The organism is Paralysiella testudinis (assembly GCF_016894345.1).
Taxonomy (GTDB): Bacteria; Pseudomonadota; Gammaproteobacteria; order Burkholderiales; family Neisseriaceae; genus Paralysiella; species Paralysiella testudinis.
In genome coordinates, this window is record NZ_CP069798.1 from 2,106,096 (window position 1) to 2,123,052 (window position 16,957).

General features: G+C 55.7%; 13 protein-coding genes. 6 read left to right on the plus strand and 7 right to left on the minus strand.

Annotated features, from left to right (window positions below):
• Positions 1-254: 254 nt before the first annotated feature.
• Complete coding sequence (locus tag JQU52_RS10870; protein ID WP_230338505.1) at positions 255-1,124, minus strand: DUF1853 family protein; 870 nt, start codon at positions 1,122-1,124, stop codon at positions 255-257.
• Between the two features lie 21 nt (positions 1,125-1,145).
• Entirely contained in the window at positions 1,146-1,949 is an 804-nt protein-coding gene (locus tag JQU52_RS10875; RefSeq protein ID WP_230338506.1) for an RNA methyltransferase, read from the minus strand.
• Between the two features lie 387 nt (positions 1,950-2,336).
• Between JQU52_RS10875 and JQU52_RS10880 the strand changes: the two genes are divergently transcribed.
• The 5 genes from JQU52_RS10880 to JQU52_RS10900 all read left to right on the plus strand — a co-directional run bounded on the left by JQU52_RS10880 (position 2,337) and on the right by JQU52_RS10900 (position 9,545).
• Complete coding sequence (locus tag JQU52_RS10880) at positions 2,337-3,176, plus strand: inositol monophosphatase family protein (RefSeq protein WP_230338507.1); 840 nt, start codon at positions 2,337-2,339, stop codon at positions 3,174-3,176.
• Positions 3,177-3,321: 145 nt separating this feature from the next.
• Positions 3,322-4,062, plus strand: coding sequence for an S-methyl-5'-thioinosine phosphorylase (locus tag JQU52_RS10885; protein ID WP_230338508.1), 741 nt, complete (start codon positions 3,322-3,324; stop codon positions 4,060-4,062).
• A 175-nt stretch (positions 4,063-4,237) separates the two neighbouring features.
• Complete coding sequence (locus JQU52_RS10890) at positions 4,238-6,397, plus strand: AsmA family protein (RefSeq protein ID WP_230338509.1); 2,160 nt, start codon at positions 4,238-4,240, stop codon at positions 6,395-6,397.
• Entirely contained in the window at positions 6,361-7,935 is a 1,575-nt protein-coding gene (mnmC, locus tag JQU52_RS10895) for an FAD-dependent 5-carboxymethylaminomethyl-2-thiouridine(34) oxidoreductase MnmC (RefSeq protein ID WP_230338510.1), read from the plus strand. The genes JQU52_RS10890 and mnmC overlap by 37 nt, the downstream gene beginning before the upstream one ends.
• 122 nt (positions 7,936-8,057) lie before the next feature.
• Positions 8,058-9,545: a phospholipase D-like domain-containing protein gene (locus tag JQU52_RS10900; protein ID WP_230338511.1), complete on the plus strand. Its 1,488-nt coding sequence runs from the start codon at positions 8,058-8,060 to the stop codon at positions 9,543-9,545.
• Between the two features lie 270 nt (positions 9,546-9,815).
• On the opposite strand, the gene JQU52_RS10905 is transcribed toward JQU52_RS10900, so the two are convergent.
• The 4 genes from JQU52_RS10905 to JQU52_RS10920 form a co-directional block, all read right to left on the minus strand.
• Complete coding sequence (locus JQU52_RS10905; protein ID WP_230338512.1) at positions 9,816-10,481, minus strand: bactofilin family protein; 666 nt, start codon at positions 10,479-10,481, stop codon at positions 9,816-9,818.
• Between the two features lie 122 nt (positions 10,482-10,603).
• Entirely contained in the window at positions 10,604-12,568 is a 1,965-nt protein-coding gene (acs, locus tag JQU52_RS10910) for an acetate--CoA ligase (RefSeq protein WP_230338513.1), read from the minus strand.
• Positions 12,569-12,653: 85 nt separating this feature from the next.
• A complete protein-coding gene (locus JQU52_RS10915; RefSeq protein WP_230338514.1) occupies positions 12,654-14,333 on the minus strand; it encodes a cation acetate symporter in 1,680 nt (559 codons plus the stop codon).
• The gene (locus JQU52_RS10920) at positions 14,330-14,650 is read right to left on the minus strand and encodes a DUF485 domain-containing protein (protein ID WP_230338515.1); all 321 of its coding nucleotides are present in this window, start codon (positions 14,648-14,650) and stop codon (positions 14,330-14,332) included. Before JQU52_RS10920 ends, JQU52_RS10915 begins: the two co-directional genes overlap by 4 nt.
• A gap of 357 nt (positions 14,651-15,007) precedes the next feature.
• Between JQU52_RS10920 and JQU52_RS10925 the strand changes: the two genes are divergently transcribed.
• A complete protein-coding gene (locus JQU52_RS10925; protein WP_230338516.1) occupies positions 15,008-15,904 on the plus strand; it encodes a LysR family transcriptional regulator in 897 nt (298 codons plus the stop codon).
• 154 nt (positions 15,905-16,058) lie between these two features.
• Here the strand turns inward: JQU52_RS10925 and hchA are convergent, their stop codons facing one another.
• The gene (hchA, locus tag JQU52_RS10930; RefSeq protein ID WP_230338517.1) at positions 16,059-16,922 is read right to left on the minus strand and encodes a glyoxalase III HchA; all 864 of its coding nucleotides are present in this window, start codon (positions 16,920-16,922) and stop codon (positions 16,059-16,061) included.
• Between the last annotated feature and the right edge of the window lie 35 nt (positions 16,923-16,957).

The window sequence follows — 16,957 nt, forward strand, 5'->3', positions numbered from 1 at the left end:
GCCACCGCATTGCCAAGATTTGGCGGCGCACAGTAGCCGTGGGTACAAAACTAAAACCGCTAGTGTATCATAACTGAGCCGCTGTGTTTAAGCGGGTAATGCAACTAAAAATTAAAGCAGGCTGCCTGAAAACACTTCAGGCAGCCTGCTTTAATCAAAATAACCGATAACCTTAGGGTCTGTTCACATTTCAGGCAGCCTCATTGCCACACTGTAAACCGCGCCGCACAATAACACAATAATAAGCCACGCCATCACGCCGATGCCACTTTCATCAAGCGCCGTACTTCATGCCAATGGCCGTCGGGCCGTGCTTGCAATACCGCCACCATGCCGTGCGCAGTGCTTTGTTGTATTGCCGCCGCATCTTGTGTTTGGCTTTCAGGCAGCCTTTGCGGTGCCAGTAAATCCATGCGGCCAAGGGCGGCAAAACGCACGGTGCCCAAATCGGCTATAACGGCCAAGAGCTGCGGCCATTGCTTGCCCCATAAACCGTGCCAGCCGTAAGGATTAAGCGGAGCCGGCAAGGGCGTGGTGGCAGCGGGTAAAAACAACATCCCGCGCAACACCGAAACGCTGTGCAGTGGAACATCTGCCGATACACCCGCACGCTGTAAGGCTGCCTGAAACGCCGGGCTGTGCGCCAACGCCAGTTGGCTGTGCAATTTGGCGGCCTTGCCCGCCAAGGTGTCTTGCGGGTTAAGGCCGCGCCAATCGTCGGCACCACCATAGTATTTACACGCCAGTTCGATGTGGTAAAGCGTGCCGTTGAGTTCGGCGATAAAATCGGCCGCCCCGGCGGTTTGGCCGTTGGCGGCCAACACCGGCAGATTGTGTGCCAGCAGGCGTGCGTGCGGGGCGTGTGCCAGCCAAAAGGCCAGCAGTTGCTCGGCATACACGCCCAAGCGCCGGCCAAACGGGGCGTGGGTCTGCAAAAAATGCTGTAGCGGCGCCGGATTATCATCCAGCGCCAGCAAGTAGCGGAAACCATCTTCGCCTAATAAGTTGCGCACCGGCAGCTCTACACCGCTTAGCCACGGCGGCGGCGCGGTGAGCAATACGGCCAAATCGCGCACCGCCGGGGTTTGCAGCTTCCACCATAATGCGTCAAGCGCATAATTCATGCGGCATTCCTTTCAGGCAGCCTATTTGATTTGCCGCGACACGGTATTGAAAAAACCGCGCAAGATGTCGATGTCTTCGGTGGTGGGCGCGGCGCGGTCGAACAGCACGGCCATGCGTCGCATCAGCCGCGCTTCGTTGCGGCGGTTGAAAAAGCCGGTTTCATTCATCAGTGCCTGCAAATGCGCCACCATGCCCGCGGTTTGAGCGTGGGTGGCCAAATTGGGCGATTGCTGCAAATAATCCATCGGCACATCGGTGTGGCTAAACAGCTCGTAGCTCACCACTTGCACCGCCTGCGCCAGATTCAAAGAAAAATAATCCGGATTGCCGTTGATGGTCATTAAGCGGTTGCAGCATTGCACTTCGTCTATGCTCAAGCCAAAGGTTTCATTGCCAAACACCAGCGCCACCGCCTGCCCGGCCTGCGCCGCTTGCAATAATTCGGGCGCCAGCTGGCGCGGGGTGTGCATCGGCGCGGTAAGCTCACGCTTGCGGCTGGTGAGCGCACAGCTGAGCACCGTATCGGCCAAGGCCTCTGCCAAAGTGGCCACAATACGGGCGTTTTCCAACACATCGCGCGCGCCGGAAGCCAATACAAAGCTTTCTTCAGGCAGCCTGAAATCTTGCGGCTGCGCGGGGTTAAACAGCGGCGGCTCGGCCGTCATCGGCGTGGCCATCAGATTCGGCGCCACCAAAGTGAGGCGGGTAAGCCCCATGGTTTTCATGGCGCGGGCGGCGGCGCCGATATTGGCCGGGTGGCTGGTGCGCGACAACACCACATTAATATGATGAAGATACGCGGGCAAAGCGGGTTTATCGAGCATGGGTTTGACTTTAAAAAAGCGGAATACGCAGTGATTCAGGCTACCTGAAACACCAAACGCGCCATTGTATCGCAAAGAAACTAAATAATCCTACGGCGTTGGCTCGCCTGGTCGTACGTGTGTACTGTCTGCGGCTCCCCGCCTTGTATGATTTATTTATTTTCTTTGCTATAGCTCAATCGGTGCAAAACATCATTTCAGGCAGCCTTTAATCACCACAGCCGCCGCAATTAATCCGCTCTGCCCCTATGGCAAGCATTTATTTTGGCGTATAATTTGCGCCAACCTGCCGCAAGCATCCGCATTGCGGCTTTTGCTCTTTGAATTTGCCGCCTTTAACAAGCGCATCCGGGCATTGCCGCCCGCCGCCAAACACGAGTACGCACCATGACCCCCATTCTTACCACCGCCTTTAAAGCCGCCCGCAAAGCCGGTCACATGATGACCCGCGCCGCCGGCAATCTGGACGCCATCAAAGTAGACAGCAAAGCTTTTAACGACTTTGTGTCCGATGTTGACCGCGAAGCCGAAGCCATTATTCTGGACAGCCTGCTCTACAGCCACCCGGATCACCTTATCCGCAGCGAAGAAGGCGGCTACTTTACCGGCAGCAAAAGCCGCGACGGCGTGGAAATCCGCCAGCTCAGCGCCGCCGAAGTACCGGCCAAGCCCGAATACGAATGGATTATCGACCCCTTAGACGGCACCACCAATTTCTTGCACGGCCACAAACAATACGCCATTTCCATGGCCTTGCTGCACAAAGGCGTGTTGGCTGAAGCGCTGGTATTCGCCCCCGAATACAACGACCTCTACACCGCCAGCCGCGGCCAAGGTGCACTGCTCAACGACAAACGCATCCGCGTTAGCAACCGCATCGAATTGCCGCAATGCCTGATTGCCACCGGCTTTCCGGTGGTAGACCAAAGCATGATGGACACCTACTTGGCCATTCTCAAAGACTTCCTCGCCAAAACCGCCGGTGGCCGCCGTGAAGGCGCGGCATCATTGGATTTGTGCCATGTGGCCAGCGGCCGCGTAGACGGCTTTTTCGAATTCAACCTCAAGCCGTGGGACATCGCCGCCGGCGCCCTGATTGCCAAAGAAGCCGGTGCCATCATCACCGATATGCACGGCGAAGGCAGTTGGCTGGAAAGCGGCGACATCGTGGCCGCCAACCCCAAAGTGCTGGCGCAGATGCTGCAAATTATCGGCGCGCATCTGTAATTCTGTATCCGTGCTTTATCAAACCGGCCTTTGGGGTCGGTTTTTATTTGTGCCGCATCAACACCCACACCCCGATTTGCCGATTTGCCGCTTCAACCGTACAATCAACAGCCTCTCACATAATGAAATGATAGGAAGCACCATTATGCTGGCCATTATCGGCGGCAGCGGCTTAAGCACGCTGCCTGAAGTGTCGTTCACCCGCAAGCAAATCATCCGCACGCCCTACGGCCTGCCGTCGGCACCGCTGTATTTCGGTCGCATGGGCGCGCAGGAAGTGGTGTTTTTGTCGCGCCACGGTGCGCATTATGCTTTGGCACCGCATGAAATCAACTACCGCGCCAATCTGTGGGCGTTGCGCGAAGCCGGTGCTGAAGGGATTATTTCCGTTACCGCCGTGGCCAGCTTGTGCGCACACATCGCCCCCGGCTCGCTGGTGATTCCGAACGATTTAATCGACTACACCTACGGGCGCCACCACACCTTTTTTGAAGGCCAAAACCAAGAAGTGGTGCACACCGATTTTGCCTGCCCCTACAGCGAAGACTTGCGCCACAGCATCCGCACTCTGGCCGCCGCCACCCATACCCAGCTTACCCAACAAGCCGTTTACGCCTGCATTCAAGGCCCACGCCTGCCTACTTGTGCCGAAGCGCGCCGCTATGCGCAAGACGGTGCCGAAGTGCTGGGCATGACCGGCATGCCGGAAGCCATTTTGGCACGCGAGCTTAGCCTGCCCTATGCGCCCGTGTGCGGTGTGATTGGCCAAGCCGCCAATTTATCGTGCACCGACACCACGCCCGACTTCCGCCGCCAACACAGCCATGCCGCCATGGCACACATCCGCCATCTGCTCACCGGTTTGGCCGATGGCGAAACCGCATAATTCTGTGCTTGTTTTCAGGTAGCCTTTTAAAGTTGTGTCGGGTACACACGGCGCATCCTAGCGCTAAATATAGATTAATCATGACAATAGCAAGCCAAAGCCTTGTCCAGCCTGCTTTGCAGACACAGCCAACTGGTGTACTCTTGCTTGGTTTTCCGCCGCACCCCGTTTTTTTATGATACGCAAACTCAGATCCGGCAAATTTTGGCTCAAGCTGTTTTTTTACGGCGGCGTGGGCGCCTTACTGCTCACGTTAAGCGGCTATGTCGGCCTGTATTATTTATTTAGTGAACAACGCCTGCACAGCATGGCCGAACAAGCATTGGCCGGCAGCGGCCGCCAGCTGCATTTCGACCAGCGCATCGGCCGCAGTTGGTTTCCACGCCCCACCGCCACGCTTTACCATGTGCGCTTAAGCAATCCGCACAGCGATAATGTTGACCTGAGCATTGATCAAATGCAAATCGGCTTGGCCTGGAAAACCCTGTTCGGCCAAACCGCCATCGAAAAATGGGTGTGGCAAGACGCGCGGCTGCGCCTCTACCGCCATACCGACGGGCAATGGAATTTCCACGACTTACGCCAACTCGGGCAACAGCAATCCGATCAAGCGCCCGCCATCAATCGCTTGGTGCTGCGCAACGGCCAAATCGACCTCTACGACGGTGGCCACCGCCACCATATCGATCAAATCAACGCTATCATCCGCCAATTCAGCCAAGCGCAAAGCCCGTTTGAAGCCAGCGGCCAATGGCAGCGCAGCGGCTGGCCAGCCGTGCAATGGCAAGCACAAGGGCAAAGCATGCGGGCGCAGCCGTGGCAGTGGCAAAATATGCGCGTCAACTTGGCCGCCACACTGCCTTATCTGGGTGCCAGCACCAGCCAATGGCAGTTTAGCGGCGTGTGGCAGCCGCAAAGCAGCAGCCTGTTGATGCAGCAATTACAATGGCAATCGCACAGCAATACACACCAACTCACCATGAGCGGCAGCGGCAACCGCTGGCAAGTGGGCTTGAATTATCTGGATTTACCCCAGGTTTCGGTGATGATGAACGCCGGGCAAGACAACAACAACGGCAACGCCACCTTATTGCTCAACCGCGTGTTTTGGCACAACCAAAGCGGCAGCGTGGGGCATTTCCAATTTAACGGCGGCTGGCAGCAAGACAACAATCAAACCCTGATTACCAGCAGCGGCGGATTCAACTGGCTGGCCGACACCCGCTGGCAAGTAGACGATTTCAACTTCAGCAGCCATCAAGACACCGTCAACCAACTGCCCAATCCACGTTGGAACAGCGAATTGAGCGGCCGCATCAGCGGCCACGGCAGCAAACAAGCGCAAATACAGCTGGGCGGCAGCTTCGACGGCCAAAACCTGCAATTAGCGGCCGACTATGCCCGTGGCGATAACGGCCAAGCCGACACATTAAACGGCAGCATCAATCTTGGCCAGCTGTCCTTGCGCCCGTATTGGCCGCAAAAAACCCCCTTTATTGCCAACCCCAAGCTTAATCAGCAATGGCGCCAATGGCTGGCTGGCCGCCAAACCGAATGGCAAGTGGCGGTGGGGCGCATCACCACCCCTTTCGGCCAGCTGGATAATTTTGGCAGCCACATCACACTCAATGCTGAGCAATTACGCCTCGACAACATCCGCGCCCAACTCTATGAAGGCAGTAGCCAAGGCCATATGCTGTTGCGCAACGACGGGCGCAACAGCTGGCAGCTGGCGCAGCGCTTCACCCACATTCAAATCAAACCCCTGCTGCAAGACACCCTGAATTTCCACAACCTCAACGGCCAAGGCGATGCCGACTTCCAGCTCAACGGCCAAAACGCCCTCTCCGATAACTGGGCGCAAAATCTGAACGGCGAAGTGAAGCTGCAATTGCAGCAAGGCAGCTGGCGCGGTATTGACATCAACAATATTTTGCAGCGCAGCGGCAACCCCACCACCTTGGCTTTTAACGAACAAAGCCACACCCCGTTTAGCCGCTTTGAAATCACCGTGCCCATCAACCAAGGCATTGGCCGCAGCCAGCACACCTGGCTTAATGCGGCCAATTTCGACATCGACGGCAGCGGCACCCTCGATTTTGCCCAACAGCAAATGAATTACGATGTGCGCGTACACACCCGCCAAAATCGCGGCAACGATGCCCTGCTGCCGCTCAAAATCAGTGGCTCACTCACCCGCCCCAGCTTCAGCCTCGATTTTCAGCGCCTCACCGAAGGGCTGGACACCCCACAGCAAAAAGAACAAGCCTTGCGCCAAACCCTCAAACAGCAATGGCAGTGGCTCAACCAAGGCAACACCGCTTCCACACCATGAAAGCCGCTATCCACCGCTGGGCGCACTGGCCCACCAGCGCCGAATTGGTGCAATGCTGGCAACAACACCAAACACAACAGCCGCTGTATTGGCATACCCACACCGATAGGCTGCCTGAAAGCCGCTGCTTCAGCCCCGGCCATGCCGACTTCAATCAGCGTTTGCAACAAGCGCTGCGCTACTGGCAACCACCCGGACACTACTGCATTGCCAACCCCTTGCCCAACAGCACGCTGATGCTGCTGCCACCGCATGAATCCGCCCACACGCCCAGCCCGCCCTGGCTGACGGCGGCACCAATACTGCCGGTACAGCATGTGGCGATAGTGGGCGCAGGCATTGCTGGTGCCGCCACGGCTTACGCGCTGGCACAGCGCGGCGTGGCCGTTACCGTATTGGAAGCGGGCAAAGCCGCCCAAGCGGCCTCAGGCAACCGCCAAGGGCTGCTGTATGCCAAAATCGCTGCCCACCCCACCGCCCAAACCGAGCTGCTGCTGGCCGGCTATGGCTACAGCCGTCAACTACTGGATTTAACGCTGCCTGAAAGCCACGGCTGGCACGCTTGCGGCGTGCTGCACCTCAACCACAATGCCAGCGAAGAGCGCCGCAACCAACAGTTGGCACAGCAACACCCCCACAGCACACTGTATCAGGCCGTTAACGCCGCAGAAGCCAGCACATTAGCGGGCGTCCCCATCAGCCACAGCGGCCTGTGGTGGCCGCACGGCGCTTGGCTGCATCCGCCCGCCTGGGTCAACGCCCTGCTCGCCCATCCCCATATCCGCTTAGTCGAATATGCCCGCGTTGAAGATGTAGAGCGCCACCACAACCACTGGCAGCTCAGCTATCGTCAACACGGCCACGCACACATACTGGCGGCTTCGCATGTGGTGTTGTGCGGCGGCGCCGCCAGCGCCCACCTGCCCTTGCTGCACGGCTGGCCGTTCCAGCCCATCCGCGGCCAAACCAACACGGCCCGCGCCGGTGTGCTGGCGCAACAACTGCGCTGCGCACTCAGCGGCGCCAGCTACATCAGCCCGGCTTGGCAAGGGCAAATGTGCTTTGGTGCCAGCTTTGTGCCCAACGATGCCGGCCACGATTGGCGCGCCGCCGAACAACAGCACAACTGGCGCGAACTGCACCGCCTCAATCCCGCGCTGGCTGCCGATTTACACGCCGCCAATCCCAATAATCAACCAGCCAGCGGCCACGCCGCCGTGCGCTGCGACAGCTTCGACCATCTGCCGGTGGTAGGTGCCGTGGGCGATGCCGCCGCCATGCGCCAAGTTTATGCCAAGCTGGCGCACGACAAAAACCAGCGCATCAACACCCCCTGCCCGTGGTTGCCCGGCATTTACATCAACACCGCCCACGGCAGCCGCGGCCTAGCCACCGCGCCCTTGTGTGGCGAAGCCGTGGCCGCCGCCATCCTCGGCCTGCCCTCACCCTTATCACCGCGCTTGCAGCAGGCCTTACACCCCAACCGTTTGGTTATCCGCAGCCTCACCCATCATCAGCCATGGCTGCCTGAAATATAAAACCGTCATTGCCGAAGCTCAAATGCCATTACCCATCAAAGGCTGCCTGAAACCAATCCAGCACCATCGTCACACAAGCTTTGTGCTAGCATAAGCCCATTCCGTTTTGGGGGATTTTTACCATGCCCACGCCCACCGCCGCCGTTGACTTGCCCGAGCCGCTGCCCGAAGACACGCTTGCCTTGGCCGAGCAAATTGTCAGCCGCGCTTCCGGCAGCGAAGCCGCCGCCGACAACCGCATCGAAGTGCTGCTCGACAGCACCGAAAACTTCCCGGCTTGGCAAGCGGCCATCGCCTCGGCCTGCCACAGCATCGACATTGAAATGTACATCTTCGCCAACAACGCTTTTGGCCGCCAAATCCGCGATTTACTGATTGAAAAGCAACAGCAAGGCGTGCAAGTGCGGCTGGTGTACGACTGGTTTGGCAGTGTATGGGCGCATTACCGCGGCTTTTTCCGCCCTTTGCGTGCCGCCGGCGCCGTGGTGGTGGCCTACAACCGCCCAAGCCTGGTGGGCGGCATCGGCCTGATTTCGCGCAACCACCGTAAAAGCATTGTCATCGACGGCCATACTGCCTTTGTTAGCGGCTTATGTATTTCTTCGGCCTGGTGCGGCGATGCGGCCAAAGGCGTGGCACCGTGGCGCGACACCGGCGTTAAACTCACCGGACCGGTTGTGCAGCAAGTGAGCGATGCCTTTGCCGATACCCTGCAATCGCAACAAAACAACGCCAGCCACACCACCCTCAACAGCAACTGCCATTCGTACAACCCGCACCACAGCGGCACCGCCCAAGCACGTATCGTGGCCACCACGCCGGACAACGGCAATATGATGCGGCTAGACTTAAACGCCGTTACCCTAGCGCAAGAAAATCTGTGGCTTACCGATGCCTATTTTATGCCCACCCGGATGTATACCCAGGCACTGATTAACGCGGCGCTGGCCGGAGTGGACGTGCGCCTGCTGGTGCCGCGCACCTCCGACATCCGTTGGATCGGCAATGTGTCGCGCACCCAATACCGCAGCCTGCTCGAAGCGGGTGTGCGCGTGTTTGAATGGAACGGCAGCATGATTCATGCCAAAACCGCCATTGTTGACGGCCGCTGGGCGCGGGTGGGTTCCACCAATTTGAATTTATCCAGCTGGGCGATTAACCGCGAGCTGGATGTGTCGATTGAAGACAGCGCCACCGTGGCACGCCTCACCGCCGTGTTTGCCGACGACCTGCAACACGCCACCGAAGTGGTGCTCAACCAAGCGCAGCAAGCCGAGCTGAAGCAGCGGCGGCAAAAACACAAGCAAGGCTTCAAACGCGGCAGCACCAATGCACTGGCACAGCGGCTGCTGCAATTGGGCCATGTGTTCGATGGCTCGATTTACGGCACCCGCATTGTCGATAAAGACGAAGCCCAGGCTTATTTAAGCATCGGCATTGGCTTGCTGCTGTTGGCCGCGCTATTGTGGTTTCTACCGCAATTGGTGGTGTATCCGCTGCTATTATTGCTGGTGATGAGCGGCTTGGCCACCACTTGGTCGGCCATCAAACGCCTGCGCCAATACCGCCGCAATCCGCCGCCGGTAAAAGAAAACAACCCTTTGGCATAAGCAGCGGATGATGGATTTTTAAGAGCAAAAAAATTCAGGCAGCCTTTTAAAAGGCTGCCTGAAAACATGATGCCAAGCTATCCCTGCAAAGTAGCTACGGTTAGACAAAAATACATAATACCAATTCGAAAAAATAACCTACCTGCGTTGGCTCGTCTTGCCGTACTACTTGTACTGTCTGCGACTCGCCGCCTTGTTATCTTATTTTTTCGAATTGGTATAACCATATGTATGTAAAAGTAAATTATCTCATGCGTACTGATGAAATAATTATTTAACGGGATTACGCAGCCACTGATGCATATGCTTATCCAGTATCGACGGCATAATCGGTATCATGGCGTCAACAGATTGCCCGTAATACATCGTAAGGCGATCCAGCTCATCAATCACACGGTCATTAAAATGGTGTTTTATTTCATCCAATGTGTGCTTGGACCAATCCACGCCCCGGCCTTGGGATGCAAACACAAACTGATGGGCGATGTCGGATACCGGTAACTCAATTTCAGCATCTCGTACCAACACCGCAGTTGCAATGCAGGCTGCCGTTCCTGCCATTAAGCAATCAGCATGAACGTAGCAAAGCTGCGCTACATTCAAATTTTTGGTGCAACCCGAAGGAATCGAAACCCGGGAAAACCGCTCACAATAAAGGTTTCGAGCGGTAATATTGCCTTCAACACAGCCGTGAAAATAAAGCTCGTCAGCCACAATATCGCCGAATATCACCGGATAAACCACCATAGATGCATCCCAACTGCTGGCCGGTAGAAAATCAAGATTTAGCAAAATCTTCTGTCTACGGATATTGCCGCGGTACACAAAGAATTTTTTCTGCCGCAGCGCTTTGCTACGGCTGGCGGCAATTTTGAGCGGCGAGGCCTGATTAAGATCATCCGCAAATTCAGAATAATGAAGCAGCCGAGCTTTCATCAACATATCCTTTAATATACGGCCTACTCGCCAATTCAAAAAAACCATCATACCAAACCAAAAAAATTCAGGCAGCCTTTTAAAAGGCTGCCTGAAAACATCATCCAATCACATCATGCCAATCAGATGGTTTGCTTCAATTGCTCCATCACCTGCGGATTTTCCAAAGTGGAGATATCGGAGGTGATTTCTTCGCCTTTGGCCAAAGAGCGCAGCAGGCGGCGCATGATTTTGCCGGAACGGGTTTTGGGCAGGTTTTCGCCAAAGCGGATGTCGTCGGGCTGGGCGATTTTACCGATTTCGTGTGCTACCCAATTTTTCAGCTCGGCGGCGATGCGTTTGGCGTCTTCGCCTTGCGGGCGCTCGCCTTTAAGCACCACAAACGCCACCACGGCTTCGCCTTTCACTTCATGCGGTTTGCCCACCACGGCGGCTTCGGCCACCAAGGGATTGGCCACCAGTGCCGATTCGATTTCCATGGTGCCTAAACGGTGGCCGGACACATTCAATACATCGTCTACGCGGCCCATAATCCAGATATAGCCGTTTTCATCGCGGTGGGCGGAGTCGCCGGCCACATAGTATTTGCCACCGAAGTCTTCGGGGAAATAGGTGGATTTAAAGCGGGCATCGTCGCCCCAAATGGTGCGCAGCAATGATGGGAACGGGCGTTTGATCACCAAAAAGCCGCCATTGCCTTTTTCCACCGGCGCGCCGGATTCGTCGACAATATCCACCATCATGCCCGGCAGCGGCAAGGTGCAGGAGCCCGGTTTGATGGCCACGGCACCGGGCAGCGGCGCAATGGTGTTGGAGCCGGTTTCGGTTTGCCACCAAGTATCCACAATCGGGCAGCGGTTTTGCCCTACTACTTGGTAATACCACATCCACGCTTCCGGGTTGATGGGCTCGCCCACGGTGCCGAGCAGGCGCAGGCTGGATAAATCGTATTTGGTGGGCAAATCGGCACCCAGTTTAATCAGCGAGCGGATGGCGGTGGGTGCGGTGTAAAAGGTGCTTACTTTGTGTTTTTCGATGGTGCTCCAGAAGCGCGAGGCATCCGGATAGGTGGGCACGCCTTCAAACACGATTTGAGTGGCGCCAATGGCCAAAGGGCCGTAGGCAATATAGGTGTGGCCGGTAATCCAGCCCACATCGGCGGTGCACCAGAATACGTCATCCGGCTTGTAGTCGAACACCCATTTCAGCGACACGATGCCGCCCAGCAAATAGCCGCCGGTGCTGTGTTGCACGCCTTTGGGCTTGCCGGTAGAGCCGGAAGTGTAAAGAATAAACAGCGGATGCTCGGCATCCACCCATTCCGGCTCGCATTCGCTGGCTTGGTTGGCCACCAAGTCTTGCCACCAAATATCGCGGCCTTCAACCATGGGCACTTGCGCATCGGTGCGCGCCAGCACCACCACTTTTTCCACGCTGGGGCAGTCGCCACCGGCCAGCGCTTCGTCTACCGTGGCTTTCAGCGGCACTTGTTTGCCGCCGCGCACGCTTTCGTTGGCAGTGATAATCACTTTGGCTGCCGCATCTTTTACGCGGTCTTTTACCGCACCGGCAGAAAAACCGCCAAACACCACCGAATGAATGGCACCGATGCGCGCACAGGCCTGCATCGCCACCACGGCATCGGCCACCATCGGCATATACACCACCACGCGGTCGCCTTTTTGCACACCCAATGATTTCAGGCCGTTGGCACAGCGGCACACGCGCTCATACAATTCGCGGTAGGTGATGTTTTCACTGCTGCCGTCGTCTTTTTCATAAATGATCGCCACTTTATCGGCTTTGTCGGCCAGATGGCGGTCGAGGCAGTTGTAGGACACATTCAGCTGGCCATCGGCAAACCATTTGTAAAACGGGGCGTTGCTTTCGTCCAGCACTTGGGTAAACGGCTTTTTCCACGCAATATTGTCGCGCGCCAGCTCGCCCCAGAAGCCCTCGTAATCGGCATTCGCTTTGTCACACAAGGCATTGTATGCATCCATGCCGTTGACATTGGCATGGGTTTTGAATTCGTCGCTCGGTTCGAACACCCGATTTTCTTTCAACACGGATTCAATGGCAGACATAAAGTTTCTCCTTTTATTTACAGCCGGTTAAACATGGTATTGCTTGAGGCTGCCTGAAAACATTTTCAGGCAGCCTAGATTTACATCAGTGATCGGACGCACCCGACGAACCGATGCCGGTCATGGAACGCACATACTGTGCTTCAAATCCTGCCTTGTCTTTCTTGGCCTGCTCGGATTTGTCGGTTACCGAGAAGAACCACGCCGAGATAAACGCCAGCGGAATGGTAAACAGCGCCGGGTTGCCATAGGGGAAGATTGGGCTTTCATGCCCCAACACCTTCACCCACACCGTGGGGCCGAGGATAATCAGCACTGCCGCACTGAGCAAACCGGCAAAGCCGCCAATCACCGCACCGCGCGTGGTCAAACCCTTCCAGAACATCGACAGCATCAACACCGGGAAATTACCGGAAGCCGCCAAGGCAAAGGCCAAGCCCACCATAAAGGCCACGTTCTGGTTTTCAAAGGCAATGCCCAAAACAATCGCCAGCACGCCTAACACCAGCACCGTGCCACGAGACACCCGCAGCTCCTGCTGGCCGGTGGCCTTACCTTTCATAATAACAGAAGCATACAAGTCGTGGCTCACCGCCGAAGCACCGGAGAGGGTCAAACCGGCCACCACTGCCAAAATAGTGGCAAACGCAACTGCCGAAATAAAGCCCAGGAAGTAATCACCGCCCACCGCTTCGGACAAATGCACCGCCGCCATATTGGTGCCGCCAAGCATTTCCATCACCGTTTTGTCGCCTTTGACCACTTCATGGAAAAATTGCGGATTGTCTTGGGTTACCAACATAATCGCGCCAAAGCCGATAATAAAGGTGAGGATGTAGAAGTAGCCGATAAAGCCGGTGGCCACAAACACCGATTTACGCGCCTGCTTGGCATCGGGCACGGTAAAGAAGCGCATCAGAATATGCGGCAAACCGGCCGTACCGAACATCAACGCCAGCCCTAAAGAAATGGCGTCCACCGGGTTTTTCACCAAGCCGCCCGGCGCCATAATCGCGGTGCCTTTTTCATGCACTTCGGTGGCTTTTTTGAACATCAATTCCGGGCTGAAGTTGGCGTATTTCAACACCATAATTGCCATAAATGTGGCGCCGGAGAGCAACATAATCGCCTTGATGATTTGCACCCAAGTGGTGGCCAGCATACCGCCAAACAACACATAAGCCACCATCAGCACGCCCACAATAATCACCGCCCAGTGGTAATCCAAGCCAAACAACAGCTCAATCAGCTTGCCCGCGCCCACCACTTGCGCAATCAAATACAGCGCCACCACCAGCAAAGTGCCGGTGGCCGCAAACACGCGCACCGGGGTTTGTTTGAGCCGGTAGGCCGCCACATCGGAAAAGGTGAACTTGCCCAAATTGCGCAAACGCTCGGCAATCAGAAACAGCACAATCGGCCAGCCCACCAAAAAGCCGGTGGAGTAAATCAAGCCGTCAAAGCCGTTGGTGTACACCATCGCCGAAATGCCCAAAAACGACGCTGCCGACATATAATCGCCCGCAATCGCCAAGCCGTTGCGAAAGCCGGAAATACCGCCGCCCGCGGTGTAAAAGTCTTTGGTCGACTTGGTTTGCCGTGCCGCCCAATAAGTAATATAAAGCGTGCCGCCCACAAAAATAAAAAACATAATAATGGCCGGCAGATTCAAAGCCTGTTTTTCTACCGGCCCGCTGATGGCATCCGCCGCCAACGCACCGGCCGAAGCGGCCAAGGCCATCAATGCCCATAAGCATTTTTTCATTTGATTTCCCCTTGCACTTCTTTAACCACTTGTTGGGTCATTTTTTCAAACTCGCCATTGGCCTTGTGCACATAAATGCCGGTAATGGCAAACGCAAACAAAATCACAAACAAGCCCACATAAATACCCCACGTGGTGACGCTGCCCGGTGATACCGGCACACCGAAACTTTCGGGGCTGAAACCGATAAACAAAATAAACACCACATACACAAACAGCATCAGCGCAGAAAAGCTCCAGCCCAGCACTGATTTTTTGCGTGCCATCTCCTGAAACTTCGGATGCGACAGCACCCGTTGCGCAGTTTGTTGGTCCATTTTTCTCTCCTTTTTAGTCTTGGCGCCTTTGCGGCGTGTTGGCATTAAAGAGCATTGCACGGCAACTGGCTAATTTTTTTTTCTGATGTGGTGTATTTGTTCTAATGATGATGCAATGCAACAATTTATTCTAAACAACAACTTATAATATGTAATTTTCTGTAATTTCGCCAAGCGACACCATAAAATTATTTTCAGGCAGCCTAAAAGCCGCCAACAACAGACAAAATCTCACCGGCATTGCCGAAAATCAAGCCGTATACAAAAAGGCCAATCAACCCTATGCCCGCACAGTGAAACTGCGTAAAATCACCCTTACCAAAAGAATAAAATGCGCTCGCGCGATAAGGAAAATAGATGGATTTAAACCAGCTCAAAAGCTTTGTTGCCGTTGCCCATCAAGGCAACCTTACCCAAGCAGCGGAAGCCTTGCACCTCTCCCAACCCGCCGTATCGGCACAAATCAAAGCCATCGAAAAAAACCTGGACATTGTTTTGTTTGAACGCAACGCCCAAGGCATGGCACTCACCCGCAGCGGCGCCGCTTTTTTGCCGCAAGCCGAAGCCCTGCTGCAACACATGCACCAGCTGGATCAATTTGCCGCCAGCTTGGCCGAAAACTACACCGGCCAAATCGATGTGGGCCTGATTTACCCCCTGCCCGGCAGCAAAGTGGCCATGCTCACCCAATACCTGCGCCAACGATTGCCGCAGGTGCAGCTCAACTGCCACTACAAACTCAGTGGCGACATCATCAACGCCGTGCGCAAAAAAGAGCTGCACGCCGGCTTTTTCCTCGGCCCCAATCCCTACCGCAACGTGCACAGCATTTTTCTAGAAGCCATGGATTATGTGCTGATTGCGCCGCAAGCTTGGCAAGCCGATATTGAGGCAGCATTGCCCAAAAGCCTGAACCAATATCCGTGGATTGATATGTCGCCCGCTTCAGGCAGCCACAAACAACTCCAAAAGCTGTGGCGCGAGCTGCGCATCAACCCGGCCAGCCCCGTGTTGTGCGACCAACCCAAAGCCTTGCTCGACATGGTGGCATCGGGCATCGGCATGGCGCTGGTGCCGCAGCACGACGCCGCCTCTGCCATCGCCCGCGGCCTGCCCATCAGCATCATCCAACAGCACGCCCAACAAATCGAACTGAGCTTTGTATACGCCATCGAATTTGAACAAGACCCGATGGTGTTGGCGCTAAAAAACGGCGTTCATGCCATTTGGCTGCCTGAAAGCATGGCGGCATAAAAAACCAGCCCTTGAATAACAAGGGCTGGTTTTATCGCCATAAATAGGCGGAAATGGTCAGATACATTACAACAGCTTAATCTCGGCACCCTAACTGGATTGGCAACAAGGCTGCCTGAAACCAATGTTTGCCAGCATAAACCACCGTAACCAGCTAACCTTTTCCCACCGCTTCTAGCAAGGCATCGGCCGCCAGCTTGCCCAGTGCATTGCCCGCCAACGGGCTGTCTCCGGTGAGCATTTTCCGATCCCGGTGGGTGGCGCCGGAAATATCGGTATTCATTATTTCGAAACCACTGGCTTTCAAGGCTTCGCCAAAGCGCCAAGTCAAGTGTCCGGGCATATAGCCTATGTTCGGCGTTTGGGCATCCATCTCATCGGGGAAAGCGCAAATTTGATAGCCCGCAAAAGGCGAATCGCTGCCCATGGCCAGAAAAGCAGCCGGACCATGGCAGAGCGAAATAATGAATTTGTCGTTTTCCAGCGCCCAAGCCAGCACCGCTTTCATGTCCGCACTGTTTGGCAAGCCGATTAAAGCACCGTGACCGCCGGGAATAAACACCCCAATGTAGTCCGAATCTTCCCCCAGCGCCTGAGCCACTACATCGGCCAATTTCAGCGGTTGCTGAAATTGAGCCCGGTATTGGGCATACAAACCCAACACCGCCTCATCTTCAGTGGGCATAGCCCAAAATTCGAACTTCACCGGATTACCCGAAAGCGTGGCAATATCAAACGCAAAACCAGCCTTGTCCAAATGATACATCGGCAACAGGGTTTCCACCGGATGGTTGCCGGTGGAAAACAGCGTGCCGTTGTCGGTGGGCAAGTAGCGCTCATCAGCGCCCACCACCAAAATTTTCCACCGCCCGCCCGTATAGGGTGCTGGATAATCGGCACCGCTCAAATTGGATTTGGGCGCAGTAAACTGGCTAAGCGAATAAGGCGAAGGGAAAAAAGCATTGTCTTCGGCCCGATCCGGCGTGGGGCGCATGTCAGCTGATTGTACTTGTGTCATGGTGAACTCCATTGATTAATAAGGCTACCTGAAAC

Bases quoted from the DNA above. Each gene is read 5' to 3' on its own strand.
- JQU52_RS10870 (WP_230338505.1), bottom strand. From the start codon at position 1,124: ATGAATTATGCGCTTGACGCATTATGGTGGAAGCTGCAAACCCCGGCG.
- JQU52_RS10875 (WP_230338506.1), bottom strand. From the start codon at position 1,949: ATGCTCGATAAACCCGCTTTGCCCGCGTATCTTCATCATATTAATGTG.
- JQU52_RS10880 (WP_230338507.1), top strand. From the start codon at position 2,337: ATGACCCCCATTCTTACCACCGCCTTTAAAGCCGCCCGCAAAGCCGGT.
- JQU52_RS10885 (WP_230338508.1), top strand. From the start codon at position 3,322: ATGCTGGCCATTATCGGCGGCAGCGGCTTAAGCACGCTGCCTGAAGTG.
- JQU52_RS10890 (WP_230338509.1), top strand. From the start codon at position 4,238: ATGATACGCAAACTCAGATCCGGCAAATTTTGGCTCAAGCTGTTTTTT.
- JQU52_RS10900 (WP_230338511.1), top strand. From the start codon at position 8,058: ATGCCCACGCCCACCGCCGCCGTTGACTTGCCCGAGCCGCTGCCCGAA.
- JQU52_RS10905 (WP_230338512.1), bottom strand. From the start codon at position 10,481: ATGAAAGCTCGGCTGCTTCATTATTCTGAATTTGCGGATGATCTTAAT.
- acs (WP_230338513.1), bottom strand. From the start codon at position 12,568: ATGTCTGCCATTGAATCCGTGTTGAAAGAAAATCGGGTGTTCGAACCG.
- JQU52_RS10915 (WP_230338514.1), bottom strand. From the start codon at position 14,333: ATGAAAAAATGCTTATGGGCATTGATGGCCTTGGCCGCTTCGGCCGGT.
- JQU52_RS10920 (WP_230338515.1), bottom strand. From the start codon at position 14,650: ATGGACCAACAAACTGCGCAACGGGTGCTGTCGCATCCGAAGTTTCAG.
- JQU52_RS10925 (WP_230338516.1), top strand. From the start codon at position 15,008: ATGGATTTAAACCAGCTCAAAAGCTTTGTTGCCGTTGCCCATCAAGGC.
- hchA (WP_230338517.1), bottom strand. From the start codon at position 16,922: ATGACACAAGTACAATCAGCTGACATGCGCCCCACGCCGGATCGGGCC.